General features: G+C 41.8%; 18 protein-coding genes and 1 pseudogene. 6 read left to right on the top strand and 13 right to left on the bottom strand.

Going from position 1 to position 20,387, the window contains the following annotated elements; genetic code table 11:
• Positions 1–219: 219 nt before the first annotated feature.
• A complete protein-coding gene (gene mtnA, locus AB5I83_RS05245) occupies positions 220–1,269 on the bottom strand; it encodes an S-methyl-5-thioribose-1-phosphate isomerase (RefSeq protein ID WP_448973371.1) in 1,050 nt (349 codons plus the stop codon).
• Between the two features lie 201 nt (positions 1,270–1,470).
• Here mtnA and AB5I83_RS05240 point away from each other — a divergent pair, with 201 nt between their 5' ends.
• Positions 1,471–2,520, top strand: a complete 1,050-nt coding sequence (locus AB5I83_RS05240; RefSeq protein WP_448973928.1) for an NAD-dependent epimerase/dehydratase family protein — start codon at positions 1,471–1,473, stop codon at positions 2,518–2,520.
• Between the two features lie 24 nt (positions 2,521–2,544).
• On the opposite strand, the gene AB5I83_RS05235 is transcribed toward AB5I83_RS05240, so the two are convergent.
• Both AB5I83_RS05235 and AB5I83_RS05230 read right to left on the bottom strand, forming a co-directional pair.
• Positions 2,545–3,000, bottom strand: a complete 456-nt coding sequence (locus AB5I83_RS05235; RefSeq protein WP_448973369.1) for a DUF3231 family protein — start codon at positions 2,998–3,000, stop codon at positions 2,545–2,547.
• A 139-nt stretch (positions 3,001–3,139) separates the two neighbouring features.
• Entirely contained in the window at positions 3,140–4,030 is an 891-nt protein-coding gene (locus tag AB5I83_RS05230) for a LysR family transcriptional regulator (RefSeq protein ID WP_448973368.1), read from the bottom strand.
• Positions 4,031–4,166: 136 nt separating this feature from the next.
• Here AB5I83_RS05230 and AB5I83_RS05225 point away from each other — a divergent pair, with 136 nt between their 5' ends.
• Positions 4,167–5,453 (top strand): NCS2 family permease, encoded by a 1,287-nt coding sequence (locus AB5I83_RS05225; RefSeq protein WP_448973366.1) that lies wholly within the window; start codon positions 4,167–4,169, stop codon positions 5,451–5,453.
• Between the two features lie 33 nt (positions 5,454–5,486).
• Here AB5I83_RS05225 and AB5I83_RS05220 read toward each other — a convergent pair whose 3' ends face one another.
• Positions 5,487–6,035 (bottom strand): hypothetical protein, encoded by a 549-nt coding sequence (locus AB5I83_RS05220; RefSeq protein WP_448973365.1) that lies wholly within the window; start codon positions 6,033–6,035, stop codon positions 5,487–5,489.
• A gap of 488 nt (positions 6,036–6,523) precedes the next feature.
• Positions 6,524–9,232: an aconitate hydratase AcnA gene (gene acnA, locus AB5I83_RS05215; protein WP_448973363.1), complete on the bottom strand. Its 2,709-nt coding sequence runs from the start codon at positions 9,230–9,232 to the stop codon at positions 6,524–6,526.
• A gap of 332 nt (positions 9,233–9,564) precedes the next feature.
• Between acnA and sspO the strand changes: the two genes are divergently transcribed.
• Positions 9,565–9,714 (top strand): small acid-soluble spore protein O, encoded by a 150-nt coding sequence (sspO, locus tag AB5I83_RS05210; protein WP_167830858.1) that lies wholly within the window; start codon positions 9,565–9,567, stop codon positions 9,712–9,714.
• A 40-nt stretch (positions 9,715–9,754) separates the two neighbouring features.
• On the opposite strand, the gene AB5I83_RS05205 is transcribed toward sspO, so the two are convergent.
• Positions 9,755–10,012, bottom strand: a complete 258-nt coding sequence (locus AB5I83_RS05205; protein ID WP_167830859.1) for a hypothetical protein — start codon at positions 10,010–10,012, stop codon at positions 9,755–9,757.
• 113 nt (positions 10,013–10,125) lie between these two features.
• Here AB5I83_RS05205 and AB5I83_RS05200 point away from each other — a divergent pair, with 113 nt between their 5' ends.
• Positions 10,126–10,269, top strand: a complete 144-nt coding sequence (locus AB5I83_RS05200; RefSeq protein WP_023614207.1) for a small acid-soluble spore protein P — start codon at positions 10,126–10,128, stop codon at positions 10,267–10,269.
• A gap of 90 nt (positions 10,270–10,359) precedes the next feature.
• Here the strand turns inward: AB5I83_RS05200 and selA are convergent, their stop codons facing one another.
• Together selA and AB5I83_RS05190 are read right to left on the bottom strand one after the other, a co-directional pair.
• On the bottom strand, positions 10,360–11,766 hold the full coding sequence (selA, locus tag AB5I83_RS05195; protein ID WP_448973360.1) for an L-seryl-tRNA(Sec) selenium transferase: 1,407 nt from the start codon (positions 11,764–11,766) through the stop codon (positions 10,360–10,362).
• A gap of 118 nt (positions 11,767–11,884) precedes the next feature.
• Positions 11,885–12,073: pseudogene (locus AB5I83_RS05190) on the bottom strand (Rdx family protein); the annotation flags it as partial.
• A 191-nt stretch (positions 12,074–12,264) separates the two neighbouring features.
• Between AB5I83_RS05190 and selD the strand changes: the two are divergent.
• Complete coding sequence (gene selD, locus AB5I83_RS05185) at positions 12,265–13,317, top strand: selenide, water dikinase SelD (RefSeq protein WP_448973358.1); 1,053 nt, start codon at positions 12,265–12,267, stop codon at positions 13,315–13,317.
• A 31-nt stretch (positions 13,318–13,348) separates the two neighbouring features.
• Here selD and AB5I83_RS05180 read toward each other — a convergent pair whose 3' ends face one another.
• Both AB5I83_RS05180 and AB5I83_RS05175 read right to left on the bottom strand, forming a co-directional pair.
• Positions 13,349–14,293 (bottom strand): L-threonine 3-dehydrogenase, encoded by a 945-nt coding sequence (locus tag AB5I83_RS05180; RefSeq protein ID WP_448973356.1) that lies wholly within the window; start codon positions 14,291–14,293, stop codon positions 13,349–13,351.
• A gap of 217 nt (positions 14,294–14,510) precedes the next feature.
• A complete protein-coding gene (locus tag AB5I83_RS05175) occupies positions 14,511–15,701 on the bottom strand; it encodes a glycine C-acetyltransferase (protein ID WP_448973354.1) in 1,191 nt (396 codons plus the stop codon).
• 444 nt (positions 15,702–16,145) lie between these two features.
• Here AB5I83_RS05175 and arcA point away from each other — a divergent pair, with 444 nt between their 5' ends.
• Positions 16,146–17,378 (top strand): arginine deiminase, encoded by a 1,233-nt coding sequence (arcA, locus tag AB5I83_RS05170; RefSeq protein WP_448973353.1) that lies wholly within the window; start codon positions 16,146–16,148, stop codon positions 17,376–17,378.
• Positions 17,379–17,428: 50 nt separating this feature from the next.
• On the opposite strand, the gene AB5I83_RS05165 is transcribed toward arcA, so the two are convergent.
• The 3 genes from AB5I83_RS05165 to AB5I83_RS05155 form a co-directional block, all read right to left on the bottom strand.
• Positions 17,429–17,710 (bottom strand): AbrB/MazE/SpoVT family DNA-binding domain-containing protein, encoded by a 282-nt coding sequence (locus AB5I83_RS05165; RefSeq protein WP_448973351.1) that lies wholly within the window; start codon positions 17,708–17,710, stop codon positions 17,429–17,431.
• 183 nt (positions 17,711–17,893) lie between these two features.
• Positions 17,894–18,622, bottom strand: coding sequence for a YqcI/YcgG family protein (locus AB5I83_RS05160; protein ID WP_448973349.1), 729 nt, complete (start codon positions 18,620–18,622; stop codon positions 17,894–17,896).
• A 186-nt stretch (positions 18,623–18,808) separates the two neighbouring features.
• Entirely contained in the window at positions 18,809–20,212 is a 1,404-nt protein-coding gene (locus AB5I83_RS05155) for an LVIVD repeat-containing protein (protein ID WP_448973347.1), read from the bottom strand.
• Between the last annotated feature and the right edge of the window lie 175 nt (positions 20,213–20,387).

Raw genomic sequence — 20,387 nt, 5'->3', positions numbered from 1 at the left:
CAAAGATAATGAAAGTGGAAATGTGAGAATATTTGAGGATTATGTGAATTTTATTAGAAAGTTGCCCTGACACTAATCGATCGGTGCGAATCTTGGTTCATCATCGATTAAAATTTAGGTAGCTCCAGCATTTGTATCCCACCTCTCATTCCGTTCTTATGCCGACATTAAAAGCGCAGCTAAAAAATGCCAGGGAGTGCATCCCTGGCATACTGCTTGCTATTTTTCAAATAAGCGCGGCAGTTCTTCGCTGTAATTTCCACGCATGATTCCTTTTTCAGTTATGATTGCTGTGATTAAATGATGAGGCGTTACATCAAATGCTGGGTTAAAAACCTTAACGCCTTCAGGGGCTGTCGATTTTCCGAAGCCTGCAGTGATTTCCTCTGCCGCTCGTTCCTCAATCGGTATTTCTTCGCCAGTCTTCGTTTCTAGGTCAATTGTCGATAGTGGCGCAGCTACATAAAATGGGATATTATGCGCTTCGGCAAGTAAAGCAACACCATAGGTACCAATTTTATTAGCTACATCCCCGTTGGCAGCCACTCGATCGCAACCTACGATGACCGCTTGTACCTTTCCCTGTTGCATCACCATTGCTGCCATGCTGTCAGTGATAAGGGTAACATCGATTCCAGCCTGCATCAGTTCCCAGGCTGTCAGTCGCGCTCCCTGGAGCAGAGGACGCGTCTCATCAGCAAATACCTTGATATCCATTCCCCGTTCCTTGGCCAAATAGATTGGAGCCAGCGCTGTTCCGTATTTTGCTGTAGCTATTCCACCGGCGTTGCAATGAGTCAATACAGTCATCCCATCTTTAAATAAAGTCAATGCATGCTCACCAATGGAACTGCATACATTTTCATCCTCCTGGCGAATCAAATGAGCTTCTACTTCCAATAGCTCTTTAATTTCCTTTACCGGCTTTCTATTTTCAACCTTTGCTCGAGTGTCCATCCTTTTGAGTGCCCAGAAAAGATTGACTGCAGTCGGCCTAGATGTAGCCAGGTAATCCGCTTGCTTTTTGAAATACGTATAAAATGTCTCAAAATCCTTCTCGGGGGCATCAATAATACCTAGCACCAGACCGTAAGCAGCGGCAATGCCTATTGCCGGAGCCCCCCTTACTTTAAGCTGTTTAATAGCATCCCATACATCATCTATATTGGTGATTTCCAGGAATTCTGTAACGTGGGGAAGTTTTGTTTGATCTAATATATAGAGCTTTTCACCGTCATACTTAACGGATTGTAAAAATGTTTCTTCCAAAATGGGTCCTCCTTCTGCCTTTTAAGACAATTCTGAAACTAAATATCATTTTAACAATTTTCTTCTTTACAGCAAATAAAAATCGACCTAAGAAAAAATTTTGTCTAATATTAAATTTTCTAAATTATCTATTAATATGTTATCGTATAAACACGCAATAAGATTGATCAGAAATCATTCGGATAGACTGGGGGCTTGATTATGAAAATTCTAGTAATTGGCGGAAGCCGATTTCTTGGCAGGGCATTTGTGGAGGAATCGCAAAAAAAAGGCCATGAAATCTCAGTATTTAATCGAGGAAATAATAATGAAGTGTTGCAAAATGTTGAGGTGTTGATTGGCGATAGGAATGGCAATCTAGAAAACCTAAAAGGACGTAAGTGGGATGCCATTTTGGATACTTCAGGTCTAATACCAAGTTCTGTTAGGAACCTAACATCAATTCTAAAAATGCAAACAGATTTCTATGCCTTTGTATCTAGTATTTCGGTTTACAAGGACTGGATTCCAAAAGAAATCAAAGAGGATTATCCAGTTCAATCAATGCCGAAGGAAAAAGCAGATGAACTCACAAAGGATCCAAATGGCGACTTATTACAATATTACGCACAGTTTAAAACATTGTCAGAACAAGAAGCTGAAAGGAACATGCCAGGAAGGGTTTTAAACATTCGCGCCGGACAATTGGTTGGAGAAAATGACTATACTGACAGGCTGCCGTATTGGGTTAATCGTATTTCTGAAGGAGGCCAAGTGCTTGCTCCTGGAAATCCGCAAACCTCGTACATTCAATTAATTGATGTGAAGGACATGTCGAAATGGATTTTAAAAATGATGGAGGAAAAAAATGCCGGCACTTACAACGTGACAGGAAAACCAATGCCGTTGCTGGATCTTTTCACTAAAATCAGGGAATCTACAGGCAGTGACGCGGAATTTAACTGGGCAGGTGAAAAATTTCTTCTTGAAAATAATGTTGTACCCTGGACAGAAATGCCTCTTTGGATTCCGGAAAATACACCGTTAGGGCCTGAGCATCGAGAACCATGGAAAGGAGCCTTCCATATTAATATTGACAAAGCCCTCCAATCCGGCCTTACCTTTCGACCAATCGAAGAGACCATTCGAGAGGTACACGGTTGGATACAATCAATGGAGGAAGCTAATTATACTTGGAAAGCAGGAATAGCCCGGGACCGTGAAAAGACACTTCTTGAAACCTTAGCAAACAATGAGTTGAAAAATATTTAAAAACAGCGCTATTAGGCGCTGTTTTTACTTCTTTCCGGTAATATAGTAAGGTGGTACTCTGAGCCAGCCCTTTTCTTGCATAAGTGTTTTTAGTGTCAAAGAAAAGGTGATTTTCATCATATGGTACTTTGCAAATAAATAGCCAACATCCGACCTGACAGATTCGGTGATTCCTCTTGTAGCAGATGTAATTCCGACCACTAGATTGTAGGCGATCAGATTGGCAATCTCTTCATCGTTCATTCTTGCTCCTTCAGGAAGTGCCTGGTATTCACCAACAACCTTTTCTGCTCCTACATCAGGGAGAGGGATTCCTTCATCCTTGAAAAACTTTGTCAATTCATCAATCATTGGCCTGTGTACATTATTGATTATATCCACGATTTTTTCTTTTAGTTCTGGATCCTGGGCTAAATTATATGCGTGCTGGTCATATCTAAGGGTTTGTTCCGTGCCATGGAGATAAAACCATAAATTCATTACCTCCAACGTGCAATGGCTTTTTATCGCCGTCCATAAAAGGGCTGAAAGCATCCTTCATGACTTCAAAAATATTCAAAGCAGGACACCTTCCTTTCTTTTTAGAATTTGCAGTTATTATTGGAAGAATATTACCTTTCTATTCATGACCAGTATCATTGATCCCAAGCCTCAATTTTACTAAATCAATAAAATTCCTTGCAGGTCTGGAGAGGTGATGTTGCTTTAACCAGATTAACCCTACAGAAGATCTCAAACCAGCATCAGTTATTTCCCGTGCGAAGAGATTTGGGTGTCCATATGATTGAAAAACTGATTCAGGTACTATAGTTGAACCAATTCCCGATGAGACCAATTGCATCAATACATTCATGTCCGAGCATTCGCTAATGACTTTAAGCGGAAGCTGGGCTTTAGTAAAAGCCTCGTGTATGATACTATAGCTTCCCAGCCCTTCTGTCGAAGGAAGAATTAATGGGACATGACTGATTTCTTCCATTGAAATCTTTTCTTTCTCATTTTGCCTGCAAACAAAAATGAAGGATTCATTATATAAATGCAGGTAATTCAAATCCTGATTAGCCAGTGGCAGCCTGACAAGACCAAGTTCAATTGTCCGATTTTTCACAAGTTCAGCAAGGTACGCGGAATCATTCTGGACGATTCGCAAATAAACAAGCGGATAGGATGCATGAAATGCTTCCAGCCATTCAGGAAATTCCGGTACAGAAAGTGTATTGATTCCAATGGATAAATTCCCCTTCCTGCCTTCATCCGTCTCTTGGAGTTCATTCTTCACTTCTTCGAATGCATGGACAATATTCAGTGCATGCCTGTATAACAGTTCGCCCTTATCCGTCAATTCAAGCTTTTTTCCATGCCGCTCAACAAGCATTACCCCTAGTTCTTCCTCCATTTGTTTCAATTGAAGGCTTAAGGGTGGTTGTGACATATGAAGCCTATGGGCTGCTGCTGTTATATTCCTCTCCTCTGCTATTGCGATGAAATACTTCATTTGTCTAATATCCATCAGAAACTCCTTCTATTTAAAAAAGATATAGTTTTGATATAAATTATATATTTTATATATAGATAAAGTCTATGTTACGATATTTTCATTCGTTTCAAAACGGAAAAATTTATCTATAAAAGAGAGAGGAGAAAAAATGGATAAATTATTTGATTTAAAGGGACATGATACAACGTTCGGTAGAGAGCTATCTGCAGGTCTTATCTCCTATATAACTGTTGTATACATTATCATTGTCAACGCAACTATATTAGCAGCAGCAGGAATACCATTAGAAGCCGGGATCATCGCTACGATCCTCACCGTGTTCGCAGGATGTTTGCTTATGGGATTCTGGAGTAATACTCCAATTCTAGTGATTCCGGGTATGGGCTTAAACGCGATGTTTACTTATACAATCGTGCAATCCGGCGGTTTTTCTTGGCAAGAGGCACTTGCCATGGTTTTCGTTTCGGGTATTCTATTCATGCTTTTAGCCTTCACTCCGCTGGCTAAGACCATTGTCGCCTCCATCCCGGACTCTTTGAAAGAGGCCATTACAGTCGGCATTGGAATACTATTGATTTTGATCGGTTTTGATAATAGCGGAATCATTGCAAGTTCAGAGCACACCTTGCTGGAAATAGGTGACTTAAGCAGCTCCACTGCACTGATCACATTGATTGGATTAATTGTCACGGTGATTTTGTTCATGAAAAATATTCCAGGTAATCTATTATTGAGTATTGTTTTCACATCTGTCCTTTCATTATTCTTTGGGGATTTTAAAAGCGGCGGAGTTTCTTGGAGCATGCCTTCATTTGGTGAATACACTTCGGTTTTTGGCCAAATGTCATTTGCCCAGGCGGGTAATTTCGTATTCTGGCTGACAGCCTTTTCGCTTGCCATGGTCGTCATATTCGAGAACATCGGACTGATCCATGGTCATACTAAAATGCTGAAACAACCTCAAAAGTTCAAGAAATCCCTCCAGGCTAATTCGATTTCTGTAGCTACAGCGGGGATTTTCGGCACTAGTCCGACAGTATCTTCCGTAGAGAGTGCTGCAGGGATAGCGGCTGGAGGCCGAACAGGATTGACGAGTATAATTACTGGTGTCTTGTTCCTTGCATCCATCGTATTGATTCCTGTGATTAAAGTAGTGCCAGAAAGTGCGGTTTCACCGGTCTTAATTTTGATAGGAATATTGATGCTTCAGAATATCACGAACATAAAGCTTGATGATCTTCTGGAAAGCTTCCCTGCACTTTTAATTATTGTGTTGATCCCATTAACCTACAGCATCGCCGATGGCATGGCAATTGGCTTCATTCTTTATCCACTATTGAAACTTCTAATGGGTAAAGGCAGGGAAATCCAGCCTGCCCTTTATATGATCGCATTGCTGTTCCTTGGGAATTTTGTTTTGCAATATGCCTTATAATAATGAAAAACAGCCTTGGACACCAAGGCTGTTTTAATTTGCTTTTTTGAGGATATAGGACTCAGCTTGATTATTCACATTCGGAATGAACTTAGCAGCTTCCTGGAATAAATGGATTTGTGCAGCTAGTGCCTGATCAGCCGTACCCATTCCATACATCTTCAGGGATCTCTCAAGCACGAGCATCGGTTCATGACCATTTACATAGTAGAGACTCTCACCAGCACGCGGATAATAGGATTCTAGAGCCTTAGCATTGGATATGATATGATACTGTGCCTCGCCATTTTGTGAGTACCCAGCCACCACGGCTTCAAAGGGTCGTCCATTTTTTATTAGCATGGAATGATTGATTGAGGATTGGATTGACTCTGCCAGCTCTTTAAGACTGAATCCTTGCTTAATAAGAGTTTCAGCAGCACTGGCGGCCATCAAGGTATATTCTTCATCACCTGAAAAAGCAATGAAGGCAGTATCCGGTATTAACTCTTTAAACCTCATATCATCGATCACCTGATGAATCCCAAAATCAGTAACCAATGAAATAAAATCTTCTCTTGCTACAATTGATACAAGGCCCATAGAAATCACTCCTTATGTTCCATCTACCTTAAACATACCTCTTTGGGAGCAAATATCAATAGGAGAAGTTGTCGATTCATAAGAAGTTTTCACGGATTTTGTAAGACTCGTGATCTGAGAGAGTGAACAAGGCTAATATGCGAAGACTATAAGAATTGATAGAGATTCATGGAGGCCTTTCCTCCCCCATAAGGGTACCGTTCTCCCAGTATCTTACCCTTATGCATGCCCTTCCTCCCGCATAAGGGTGCCGTTCTCCCAGTATCTTACCCTCATGCATGTCTTTCCTCCCGCATAAGGGTACCGTTCTCCCAGTATCTTACCCTTATGCATGACCTTCCTCCCGTATAAGGGTACCGTTCTCCCAGTATCTTACCCTTATGCAAGCACTTTTTCCCTTATAAGAGTACCGTTCACCTTGAAGCTTTTACTTGCAAAATTAAAAACCCCCTGGTCCGCATAACGGCCAGGGGGTCCAATTCAATTATTTATGCCTTTAACTTATCACGAAGAACCATTTGCAGGATGCCGCCGTGACGGTAGTAGTCGATTTCTACTTCTGAATCGAAACGTACAAGAGCTTCGAAAGTTTTCTTGTTTCCATCTTCATCAGTTGCAGTAACAGTGATGATGTCGCGTGGGCGAACTTTCTCATCAATCTGGACATCGAATGATTCTCTTCCTGTCAGGCCAAGCGTTTCTGCGTTTTCACCAGCTTTGAATTGAAGAGGCAGAACGCCCATCAATACAAGGTTTGAACGGTGGATACGCTCGAAGCTTTCAGCGATAACAGTCTTGATTCCCAATAGGTTTGTACCTTTTGCAGCCCAGTCACGGGATGATCCCATACCGTAATCTTTTCCTGCGATAACCATTAGGCCTGTGCCCTGCTCTTTGTACTTCATGCAAGCATCAAAGATGGACATAACTTCGTTCGTTGGCCAGTAAGTAGTGAATCCGCCTTCTGTGCCAGGAGCGATTTGGTTGCGGATGCGGATGTTCGCGAATGTACCGCGCATCATGACATCGTGGTTTCCGCGGCGTGAACCGTAAGAGTTGAAGTCGCGTGGCTCTACACCCTTTTCACGCAAGTATTTTCCAGCTGGTGTATCTTTTCCGATCGCACCTGCAGGTGAAATATGGTCAGTTGTTACAGAGTCACCGAACTTGCCGACAATACGCAAGTTGTTCAATGGAGCAACTTCCCCAGCTTCTGGAGTCAAACCTTCGAAGAATGGAGGGTTTGCAATATAAGTTGAATCCTCATCGAAAGTGTAAAGCGGATCGCTGTTTGTTTGGATCTCATTCCACTTTTCGTTGTCAGTGAATACAGTTTCGTATTCTCTGCGGAATAGTTCAGGTGTTACAACGCGGTGAACGACTTCGTTCACTTCTGCAGTTGACGGCCAGATATCCTTGAAGAATACATCATTGCCATCTTTATCTTTTCCGATTGGGTCATTCTGAAGATCGATGTCCACAGTACCAGCAAGTGCATAAGCAACAACTAACGGCGGTGAAGCCAGGTAGTTTGCTTTTACAAGCGGATGGATACGTCCTTCGAAGTTACGGTTACCGGAAAGGACAGAAGTAACTAGAAGATCGCTTTCAGCAACAGACTTTTCAATTTCAGGCTTTAATGGACCTGAGTTACCGATACATGTTGTACATCCATAACCAACTAGGTTGAAACCAAGAGTTTCAAGGTAAGGAAGCAATTCTGAATCACGAAGGTATCCAGTTACAACCTTTGAACCAGGTGCCAACGAAGTCTTAACGAACTTAGGAACTTCCATTCCAAGCTCAACAGCTTTCTTGGCAACAAGTCCTGCCCCTACTAGTACGTATGGGTTAGATGTATTTGTACAGCTAGTGATCGCTGCGATTGCGATAGCACCAGTTTTCATAGTAGTTTTATCGCCATTAGCGAACTCAACAACTGCTTCTTTATTGATTTCTTTCTTATCAAGGCCGAATCCCTGGTTACCTGCAGGAGCAGTCAATGCATCCTTGAAGGATTTCTGCATTGCAGAAAGTGGAATCAAATCCTGCGGACGCTTAGGACCAGAAAGGTTAGCTTCGATTTCTGAAAGGTTGATTTCTACAACATCAGTATAAACTGGCTCTAATGCAGGATCGAAGAATAAACCGTTTTCCTTGCAGTAAGCCTCAACCACTTTAATGTGATCTTCTGAGCGGCCAGTTAAACGCATATAATCTAGCGCTTCACCATCAACTGGGAAGAATCCGCAAGTAGCGCCGTATTCTGGTGCCATGTTGGCAACAGTAGCACGGTCAGCAAGTGGAAGCGTAACAACGCCAGGTCCGAAGAACTCGACGAATTTGCCAACAACGCCTTTGCTGCGAAGAACCTGAGTCACTTTAAGTGCAAGGTCAGTTGCAGTCGCGCCGTTTGGCATATCTCCTACCAATTTAACACCAACTACTTCCGGTACTGGGAAGTATGAAGGCTGGCCAAGCATTCCAGCTTCTGCTTCGATACCGCCAACGCCCCATCCAAGAACGCCGATACCGTTGATCATTGTCGTATGAGAGTCAGTACCTACCAAAGAATCAGGGAAAGTTTCGAACTCACCATCTGCATTTTCAACAGCGTGGACAACGTTTGCAAGGTATTCAAGGTTAACCTGGTGAACGATACCTGTTGCTGGCGGAACAGCACGGTAGTTATCGAAAGCTTTCTGTGCCCAGCTCAAGAACTGGTAACGTTCAGCATTACGTTCGAATTCAAGTTCCATGTTCACATTAAGTGCGTCTGGAGTTCCGTATTTATCAACCTGTACAGAGTGGTCAATGACTAGATCAACCGGCTTTTCAGGATTGATTTTATCTGGGTCTCCACCCATGTCAGCCATTGCTTTTCTAAGTGAAGCAAGGTCTACGACTGCAGGTACACCAGTGAAGTCTTGAAGAATGACACGTGAAGGCTTGAAAGGCACATCCACTTCTTTCACTTCGCTAGTTCCCCATTTTGCTAGGTTTTCAACATGCTCTTTTGTGATTACAAAGCCATCATGCTGGCGAAGCACGGATTCAAGCAAAACCTTCACTGAGTAAGGCAGTTTTGATACATTGCCGATTCCAGCCTTTTCTAATGCTGCCAGGCTATAGTAATGATAGCGTTTCCCGTCAACTTCAAATGAACTGCGGGCGTTAAAAATATCTTGGTTTGACATATGTTTACCCCCTTCTTCTACGTAAACATCATAAACTAAATAAAAGTAATTGTCGAAAAGTTTGAATCTTGTATTCCATCCTAACTTTTCTCACAATTTCATATTAATATAACCTTGTGTATAAGTAAATAACAAGAAAGTTATTGTGGTTAATAAGTTTTTCTTATTATAAAAATCATAAATATGATGAAAACAATCTTAATGGGAATTTATCAATGGAGGAATTCTTTTCATTTTATATCCTCTTTGGACAAAAACTATTTCAGTAAAATGAAAAAGCTGGATTGCTCAGTGGTTTATGGGAAAAAATATGGCAGATGGAGGTGAATCATTTGGTAAAAAGAAAAGCAAATCATGTCATTCCTGGAGCGAATGCCGCAAAAGCCCAGGGCAATGGCGCAGGCTATAACGAAGAAATGGCAAATGAACCTATGACTGAAATCGAAAAGCAAAATAATAAGAAGCGAAAAAAGAACCAATAATAAGAACAAAAGCGGAAGGCTCCCCTTCCGCTTTTTCCTGTTATTCCATGTTCACTTCATTTACGATGCTGCGTAAGTCCTGCTGGAACCTTTCAAGCTGTGACCGTTGATGCTCAGATGCATTTTCGAGAGCATTTTCGATTTGCTGGAATGCTTCATTCACTTCATTTTTTAGATGCTTCAGTTGATGTCCATAGCTTGCTGAGTCCCGGACTATTTCCGAGTAAAGACCTTGCGCGTCTTCGAATCCTTGCTGTGCTGCCTGAAAAGCTTGCTGTTTATCTTTATTATAAGGCATTGTGTTTTCCTCCTGGTGTAATAAATCTATACCGTTAAATTGCTCAGTTAAATATAATTTATTCAGTATAAATTCGGTGAAAAATCCAATCCTAAAATCAGGAGGGATGAGCAATGAACAAAAATGATTCCAAGGATATGCGCAAAAATGCTCCTAAAGGCGACCAAGACAGCCAGCCTGCTCCATTAAGCGGTTCGAAGAAAGTCAAAAATCGCAATCACACTCGCCAGAAACATAATTCGCACCACGATATGTAAAATAGGTAATTGGAATATCTATAGCCAGAAAAGAATTATTCCCACTCTAAAAAAAGTAAGGACTGCACCTGAAAAGGCAGTCCCTACTTTTTATATGGTTTTGATTGCATTTAGAAGTATACTTTCTTCTTCTGCAGTGACTGTCCGAAGATCGATATGGATCTCTTCCTTTTGTATACGGACGACGATTGCTGGTGAATGTTCAGTGCGGAGCTTTCTGGCAATATATTCAGCACTGATATCCGGATTTCTAATGGTGACTAATAATGTAGGTAGATGGACATCAGGCATTGTCCCGCCGCCCACCTGACTTGTTCCTTCAGCCACAACCGCTATTATGCCATTATTCAAAGCATTAATTTCACGGACAAAACGGTCACTTCTGTCTTTCAGTTCATCCAGAGGAACAAGCAAGTCCCTTATTGTCGGGATATTGAGCAACCCTTGTTCTCCTTTAAGATAATCCATTAAAGTACCCTCTAACGCGGCAAGTGTCATTTTATCTACTCGTACCACCCTGGCAAGCTGGTGCTTTTTCAGCTGATCTATGAGTGATTTCTTGCCAGCGATTATACCTGCCTGTGGTCCACCAAGGAGCTTATCTCCGCTGAATGAAACGATATCTGCCCCCATCTTCAAAACATCACCCACAACTGGTTCGTCTCCGATTCCATGGCGGGAAAAATCGTACAGGACACCGCTTCCGAGATCCTCGTAAAAAACAACCTGGTCATGCTTATTTGAAAGTTGGGCCAGTTCCTCAGTTTCAACAGTTTTCGAAAATCCATAAATTTTAAAGTTGCTTGTATGGACCTTCATGATCATTCCAGTATTGTCGTTAATCGCATTTTCATAGTCATATAAATGCGTTTTATTGGTTGTTCCCACTTCCACTAAATGAGCGCCGCTCTCTTCCATGATGGAAGAGATCCGGAATGACCCTCCTATTTCTACAAGCTGGCCGCGTGAAACGATGACCTCCTTAGTTCTTGCTAGTGCACTCATGATTAAATAAACCGCTGCAGCATTGTTATTGACAACCATCGCAGCTTCAGCACCAGTCACTTCCTTTACGAGCGTTTCAACATGGCTATGACGGGATCCGCGTTCTCCTTCGTTTAGTTTATACTCTAGATTAGAATAATTCCTCGCGGTATCCATTACATGACTTATTGCATTTTCACTCAGACGTGCCCTGCCAAGGTTCGTATGTAAAATAGTGCCAGTAGCGTTGATGACCCTTTTCAAAGTAAAGTCGAATCGCTCTGCTGCTGCTGAATCAAGCAATTCGAAAAACTTGTCTATAAACAGTGAGGTACCAGGTTCAGGACCGGTCCATTTTCCGTTAACAATATCTTTCCTTATATCATTTAACACCTCTTTTATGATGAGTGTGAAATGTTCTGTATCTGTCTCATGCTTCTCGATTAAATCGAGGAACCTTTTATCTTTTTGTAATTCGTGGACAGCAGGAAGCTGTCTTAAAAATTGTTTCAAAGTCTATCTCCCCCACAACCGTATTGCATTCATAATTATATCATTATTGCCCAATTAAAAGTTTTTTCAAAACGGTGAACTTAATGGATATGAAAAAAGCCTGGCAAATTGCCAGGCATTAATTCATTGCTTCCATTTGATTGATTATTTCGTCTGTATCTGGAAAAACACCTGTATCCAGTTTCGAGTATATTGTCTTGCCATTTATCGTGACTTCGAAAGCTCCTTTTGAAGCTGGAATCAGCTCCATCTTTTCTATTTGGCTGCGGAAATGCGTGAAAAGTTCCTCCGCGAAACTCGCGGCTTTTGGTGCATAGTTTCACATCATGCAGAATTGAACAGCTACTTGATATTTTTCCATTGAAAATCCCCCTTGTACGTCTAGCTATATGTATTTACTGTCATTTTAGTGTAAAGCCCACTCTAGTGCAAATAATAGTATCTTAAGGATGATTTTAAGAAAAAGAAAGAGTATACTTTTTTGTGGAGGTGATCAGGTTGAGTGAACATGAAAAAATCCGTTTGACTTCTTTATCAACAAAGGCTGGCTGAGGATGCAAAATCAGTCCTGAGGACTTGACGCAAGTTTTGCGTCTATTGCCAGAGCAGGAACCTGTTCCTGAATTGCTAGTTGGACACGAAACATCCGATGATGCAGGTGTATATAAACTGACTGATGATATCGCCCTGATCCAAACGATAGATTATTTCACCCCGATTGTGGATGACCCGTATATGTTTGGGCAAATTGCGGCAGCAAATGCACTGAGTGATGTTTATGCAATGGGCGGTGAACCTAAAACAGTTCTTAATATAGTAGGATATCCTGTCAAAAAGCTTGGTCCGGATATGCTTGCTGAGATATTGAGAGGTGCCGGCGACAAGGTAAAAGAAGCAGGTGCAGTAACGATTGGCGGCCATTCCATCGATGATCAGGAACCAAAATTCGGTTTATCCGTAACAGGTTTGGCCCATCCTGGAGCCATCTGGAAAAATGTCGGTGCAGAACCGGGCGATTTGCTTGTGCTTTCAAAACCGATTGGTGTTGGCATCATGACTACAGGAATCAAGCGCAGTGCAGTCACTGCGGAGCAAGAACAGGCGGTAACCGACACAATGGCACTATTGAATAAATCTGCGGCAGATGCGCTCAAGGAATTTACACCGCATGCTGTTACAGATGTCACTGGATTCGGTTTGCTAGGCCATGGCAGTGAAATTGCACGAGGCAGCAATGTGAGCTTTGAAATCTCACTATCAAAAGTACCTGTTTTAGATGGTACATATGATTTGGCTGCAAAAGGAATCGTTCCTGGGGGATCAAAATCCAACCATAAGTGGCTGGAAGATGATGTGCACTATGAAGATATCTCAAATGAAGAGCAGCTAGTGCTGTGTGATGCGATCACTTCTGGCGGTCTTCTCGTTTCGCTTCCTGAAAGTGAAGCTGAAAGATACGTGGAAGCATTGAAAAACAAAGGACTTGACCATTCGGCTATAATAGGGAAAGTCACAGAAAAGAAAGATAAGCTGATTTATGTAAAAAGGTGAAATCATTGAGATTTCACCTTTTTCATTGGTTTTATAGCTTTGTTTTCAGCTTTTCTAACATATCAGCGGTCATGCTGGAAAGATCATACTTCGCCTTGAATCCCCACTCTTCCGTGGCTGCTGATGCATCAATGGAATTAGGCCAGCTATCTGCGATTGCTTGACGTACAGGATCAACATTATAAGAAATCTCAAAGCCAGGGATATGCTTTTTGATTTCCGCCGTAAGCTCCTCAGGATCAAAACTCATCGCGGTTACGTTAAAAGCATTCCTATGAATCAGCTTGGAAGAATCTGCTTCCATCAGATCAATAATTGCACCTAGAGCATCTGGCATATACATCATGTCCATATAAGTACCTTTGTCAATATATGAACTGTATTTTCCATTCTTGATCGCTTCATAGTAGATTTCAACCGCATAATCCGTTGTACCGCCGCCTGGAGGGGTAACATATGAAATCAATCCAGGGAACCTTACCCCTCTTGTGTCAACCCCAAAGCGATGGAAATAATAATCTGCTAGAAGTTCACCGGCAACTTTGTTCACACCATACATGGTCGTAGGACGCTGGATTGTATCCTGTGGCGTATTGTCTTTTGGCGTATTCGGCCCGAATGCCCCGATGGAACTTGGCGTGAAAAACTGTAAATCAAGCTCTCTTGCAGTTTCAAGAGCATTCATCAAGCCTCCCATATTCAAGTTCCATGCAAATACCGGCTTCGTTTCAGCCGTGGCAGATAATAAGGCTGCCATATGCATGATTGTATCGACTTCATATTTTTTGGACAGTTCGACCATTTTGTTTGCATCCATGACATCAAGGATCTCAAAAGGCCCGTTTACAGCTGCTTCTGAATCAGTTTTCCTGATGTCAGTCGCAATAACATTATCCTGCCCATAAATATCACGTAGTTTAACTGTTAATTCAGAACCAATCTGGCCAAGCGCACCAGTTATCAAGATTTTCTTCATTCTATGTACTCCCTCCACGAGAAAAGCGCAAGCGCATTGGTCAGCCCCGACAAGCGCTGGAGGGCCTGACAGTGAAGTCGTTCTTTGACATCATTGGCAGGACCGAAGCGACTCGAGGGGCTAGGCGCTGGAGCTGGATACTAATCTAAATTTAATAAATCAGACTTTATTACAAGAAAAAAAGGAAGCCGGCTTTTCGTCAAACCGGCATATCCAATTAAATAATCTTTAGTTCCTTGCCAACTTTTTCATATATAGCAAGGGCATCATCCAGCATCTCTTTAGTGTGTGCTGCTGAAGGCATATTTCTTACACGGCCAGTTCCGCGTGGTACGGTAGGGAATACGATCGATTTAGCGTACACTCCCTCTTCGTAAAGCCTTTTGCTGAACTGTTGTGTCTTGACTTCATCACCAATGATACATGGAGTGATCGGCGTCTCAGAATGGCCAATATCGAAACCAAGCTTTTGCAGACCATCCTTCAGATAGTTCGCGTTTTCCCATAGGCGTTCGTTCAACTCTGTGCTATCCATCAGGATTTCAATCGCTTTTATGCTGGCAGCAACATCTGCTGGTGTCAGTGAAGTCGAGAATAGGAACGGACGGCTTCTTACTTTCAGCCAATCAATCAGGTTCTGTTTCCCCGCAACATATCCCCCAACTACGCCAATAGCCTTGGAAAGAGTTCCGATTTGGAAATCAACTTTATCTGAAAGACCGAAATGCTTAACAGTTCCAGCACCTTCACCCAGTACACCTGAACCGTGTGCATCATCGACATAGGTAATCAGGTCGAATTCCTCTGCGATTTCAACAATTTCCGGAAGCTTTGCAATGTCTCCATCCATCGAGAACACGCCGTCGGTTATTACCATGATTTTATTATATTGTCCTGACTCCTTCGCTTCCTTTGCTTTTGCTCGGAGGTCTTCCATATCAGAGTGATTGAAGCGGATGATCTTTGCTCTTGATAAACGGCAGCCATCGATAATGGATGCATGGTTCAGCTCATCAGACAGGATAGCATCATTTTTATCCATAACAGCGGAAATGGCTGCCATATTGCACATGAATCCGGATTGGTAGGCAATCGCGGCTTCTGTCTTTTTGAATTTCGCCAGGATTTCCTCTAGCTCAAGGTGCAGTCTGAGTGTACCGTTGATTGTACGTACTGCTCCGGCACCAACGCCATATTTTTCAATCGCTTCATCTGCAGCCTTTTTCAATCTTTCATCAGTAGCGAGTCCAAGATAGTTATTAGAGGATAGGTTGATCATGTCCTTCCCATTGATGGTTATGATTGGTCCATTAGGGCTTTCTAACGGGTCGATCACATTATATAAACCCTTCCCTTTTAAGTCCTCAAGGTTCTCGTTTAAAAATTGATCCAATGTTTTGCTAGACATCGTAAATCCCCTTTCTGCCGTCAAATTTGGCATGTCATTATAATGGATACATCTGTCTTTTTGGAGAGGACAATGAAATTGTCTCTTTTTCCATGTTTATTGTGTGTTCACAAAATATACTTTATCATATTTATTTCATTTGTACATCTATGAAGGACAGAAAACGCTTTCTTTTTTATCTGTTTATTTTCCCCTATTTTCCTGCCCAATGCATGAATTTTTTATAAAAAGCGTGATATGCCTGGTTTAACGTGAAGATATCAAGCAATTAAGACTTGAGGGGATCTTTAAAAATAGGTTTGAAAGTTTTTAATAGGGTATAGAAAAGAGAGCCATTCTGCAGGCAAGCAGACTGGCGGGGGCAGTGAAATTTTGAGTTATACATAATGATCACTTCCTCCTTATTTCATATAGAAATAGATACTGAATATGGAGGCTGCTTTTATGAAATATCCTTTGAATGTGACATCCGAAATTGGTGAGCTAAAATCAGTAGTACTTCACCGGCCAGGGAAGGAAGTTGAAAACCTGACGCCTAAATACCTGGAACGGCTTCTTTTTGATGATATCCCTTATTTACCGGCAGTGCAGAGAGAACATGATTATTTTGCGGATGTATTAAGAAACCGCGGTGTAGAGGTACTCTATCTGGAAGAGTTAATGGAGGAATCATTAAAGTCTGAAGAGCTGCAACAACAGTTCCTAGATCAAGTATTGAATGAAAGTAAGAGCAACCTGAATGGCTCCCGGAAAACAGTTGAGGAGTATCTTCATTCTTTTTCAACGGATGAAATGATCAAAAAGGTCATGTCCGGTGTTCTTAAATCAGAAATCGAGCAAGAGAAAAAAGTTCATTTACATGAGTTGCTCGATGATTACTACCCCTTCTTCCTGGATCCAATGCCAAATCTTTATTTTACAAGAGACCCGGCAGCTGTGATTGGCAATGGTGTCTCTATTAACAAGATGTGTGAAGGAGCCAGAAAAAGAGAATCGTTATTTATGGACTTTATTATGAAACACCACCCGCGATTCTCTAGTCATGATATTCCACATTGGTATGATCGCGATGGATATTATCCATTAGAAGGCGGAGATGAGTTGGTCCTCAGTCCTGAAGTAGTTGCTATTGGGGTGAGTGCAAGAACGTCTGCGCAGGCAATTGAAAAATTGGCGAAACGGATATTTTCAAGAAATAGCACAATTAAAAAAGTGGTGGCTGTTGAAATCCCTAAATTAAGAGCTTACATGCATTTGGATACTGTCTTTACTATGGTGGACCATGAGAAGTTTACGATTCATCACGGAATCGAAGGACCGAATGGCCATATGAAAATCTATATTCTGGAAAAGGGCCAGGAACCCGATAAGCTTAATATAGCTGAGCGCTCCAACCTGACAGAGACACTGAAAGAAGTCCTCGGCCTGCAAGAGCTCGTATTGATTCCTTGCGGAGGCGGACATGAAATCGCAGCGGCCCGAGAGCAATGGAATGATGGCTCCAATACACTGGCAATTGCCCCAGGTGTAGTCGTCACTTATGACCGAAACTATGTTTCAAATGACTTACTGCGCAAAAATGGTGTGGAAGTCATCGAGATTCCAAGTTCGGAGCTATCAAGAGGAAGAGGCGGCCCTCGCTGCATGAGCATGCCGATTTATCGGAAGGACCTTTAAAAGAAATAAAAGGCAGTCCTCTTCATCGGAGGGCTGCCTAAAAGTGTATTCTAGTTGGTCGCCAGAAAGCTTTGGAGCTCTTTGATCAACTGCTCGGCTCCTTCTTTACTTAAGACGATTCTTCCATTTGCCAGTGACATGTTATCACTGCTGATTGTACCAGTTATGAGACAAGTCTGATCCGGCTGGTATTTCTTCAGGATGATCATATCCTCATCAACAAATATTTCGAGCGGATCGCTCTCACCGATACTTAGCTTTTTTCTGAGCTCCATCGGAATGACCACTCTACCCAGCTGATCCGTTTTCCTCACGATTCCTGTAGCCTTCATCTAGCATCCTTCCCTTCTGTAAAAAGTATGGGATGTGGATGTCTGTTCTTTGAATAAATTCTAGCCCAATACAATTATAGCAAAACGAGGGATTATTTTACATTCTAAATGTGTCGGAATTGGCTCTTAATGAAGTGCCCAAAAAAAGGCTAAATTCTCTATCGCAGAATTTAGCCTAATGTCTTATTTATGATGAAAAGGGCATTTGCCTTCTATTGGCTTGCTGTCATCTCCAATAAAATACATCTTCCATTCTCTATGATCAGGGTCGCCATAATGACTCACATTTGGATGCTTTGGCAGATTGTCCCACTTTTCAACGCGCTCTCTTACCTTCTCACGGGACATGATCCCACCTTTTGAAGTTCCTTCAAGACCATCAAAAATTCGTCGCGGCTGGAAACCAATGACGAGACTATTTCCGAGGTCCCTCGTTTTCCTCTGTTTATAAGCCGGAGCATTCCCAAAAGCAAAGAATGGTTCCCCAGCAAACGAAAATGCCCATAAGTGATGGTCAGGATCCGTTGGATAATCAGCAGGCCATGGCTTCGTGTCTTTCTCATGTAAAAATTGAAGTACATTCCAGAAATATTCTCGGTAATACTGAATTGTTTTTTCTTCCATTTCAGGTTCAACAAATACAAACAAACCATGCCTGATAAGAGGTTTTGATTCGTCAAATAAACCGATGAACTCTTCAATGGCCCCAGGCAACTGTTCCCAATTTTCCCGGCTGATATATGAGTAGCGGAGTTCCCCTTTTTTCTCCGCAGACATTCCAAAATAACATGGGAACTCTCGATGAGTGACAACCTCACGGAAATTTTTATATTCGTCAATAACCCATTCGGGTACACGATCAGGATTGACCATATCTTCCTTTGTAAATAAATAGCTATTGGCAACTCTCATTTTTATACACCTCAATTAGTTAGTCAGCTAGTTATCATTTACCCACGCAATCTGATATTAAACAGTACCAACCTCTTATGCCCGAAATGCATGCATTTTTGCACACCTTCATTAAGAATGATTGGTTTCCACGAAGCTATTAAAAAAGGTGAAAGCATGCGTCATGCATGCTTTCACCTTGTAAATTCACTCAATTCCCTGTTTATGCGGTTGAGCGGAATTATTATTCTTTTGTAAAACCTTTAACCCTGATCCAATATCAGATGCAAGAATGTAGTTTCTGTCAATGAAAACTCCCCATACATCGCTTTTTTCAGGTGCGTACTGTCCAACTTGAACAGGATTTGCAGGATCAGTGATATCCACTGCATATACTCCTCCCGCATAGTGAGACAAGTACAATGTGTTACCATGGACTTTAGGGTCATGAACTGTATTTGCGAATGTAATACCATCTTCAACATCATCTACTAAATCTGTTTTGAATTCACTCAGCAACTTAGGATTTGTTTTATCCTTTATATCAAATATCCTTGTATAGCCGTAGGATTGTTCATAGCCTTCTTTCGTTGGGTTATAGACTTCCCTTGTCTCGATCAGGACATTTCCTCCTTTTGCCAGGGTAGCCGAGTGGGCGGACCCCTGCTGATCGGAACCGAAATCTGTGCGACCCAGATATTGAGGGCTATCAGGATTGCTGATGTCAAAGATGACTGTTCCTAAATCCCACATCGAGACATATGCATATTTTCCGGTTTCATCTATCATCGTGCTGTGATTGAATACTGGACGGGTTTTTCCATCAGGAGAATACCAATGGTATCCGTTAAAATCGTCCGGAATTTCCTCCAACGTTCTTGGGTCGAACTCCCACAATTTCTCTGGATTTGCTGGGTCACTAACATCAACAACCTGGAAATCCTTCTCCTCACCATGGCTGTAATAGTCAGCATAAGGGTTAGCGGCAAGTACGATCGCCCGATTGCCTTGCATGGTTAAATATAACTCATGTGTTCCTCTCGTTTTCTTGGTTACTTCATAGAATCCCAGCTTCTTTGGTTCTGTTGGGTCTGTAACGTCATAAAGCAGGAATCCCCCTTTTGACTCAGGATTTTTACTATCTAACTGCTGAACACTCACAACGGCAAGATCTCCATTAAAGGATGGAGTGTTGACGCTTTTTACAATCACTTTTTCCTGCCATGTTCCAGGGATATCATTATTGGCAAAAACAGCTACTTCTTTAGGATTGGACGGATCCTTCATATCAAATACCCTCACCCCGCCATTTCCGCCATTTTTAGTGTGAGTTCCAAGGTAAGCAAACCCTTTATGGGCATAGACATCAGCAAAGCTGTTTTGCTTTCCGTCAGCTCTTACCGTGTTCATCTCAGGAGCGGCTGCTTCATGCAAGAATTTAAGGTTTTTGCTGCCCTCCATTACAGGGACAGAAACATTGCTATACCCTGCCCTCTCTCCTTTTTCTATATTGACATCACCAAGTTCGTCATGCGCAAGAACATTGAATGGAACTGAAGATACCGTCAAAGCACCTGCTAGAATCAGACTAGATAACAATCGTTTTTTCATAATTTTAAAACCTCCCTCTATGTATTGAATAACAATATAGCAGAGGAGGAAAAGTCGTTTCAATTAATATACAGTATATTTTGTAAATTCAGTTAATTCATCCTAATTCTATAAATAACTACTAAGTCTATAGTAATTGCTTAGAAACCCGAAATAGGTAATTTACCACTATGAT

The sequence above is a fragment of the Mesobacillus sp. LC4 genome (assembly GCF_053543455.1).
This window is presented reverse-complemented; position numbering and strand designations above follow the sequence as displayed.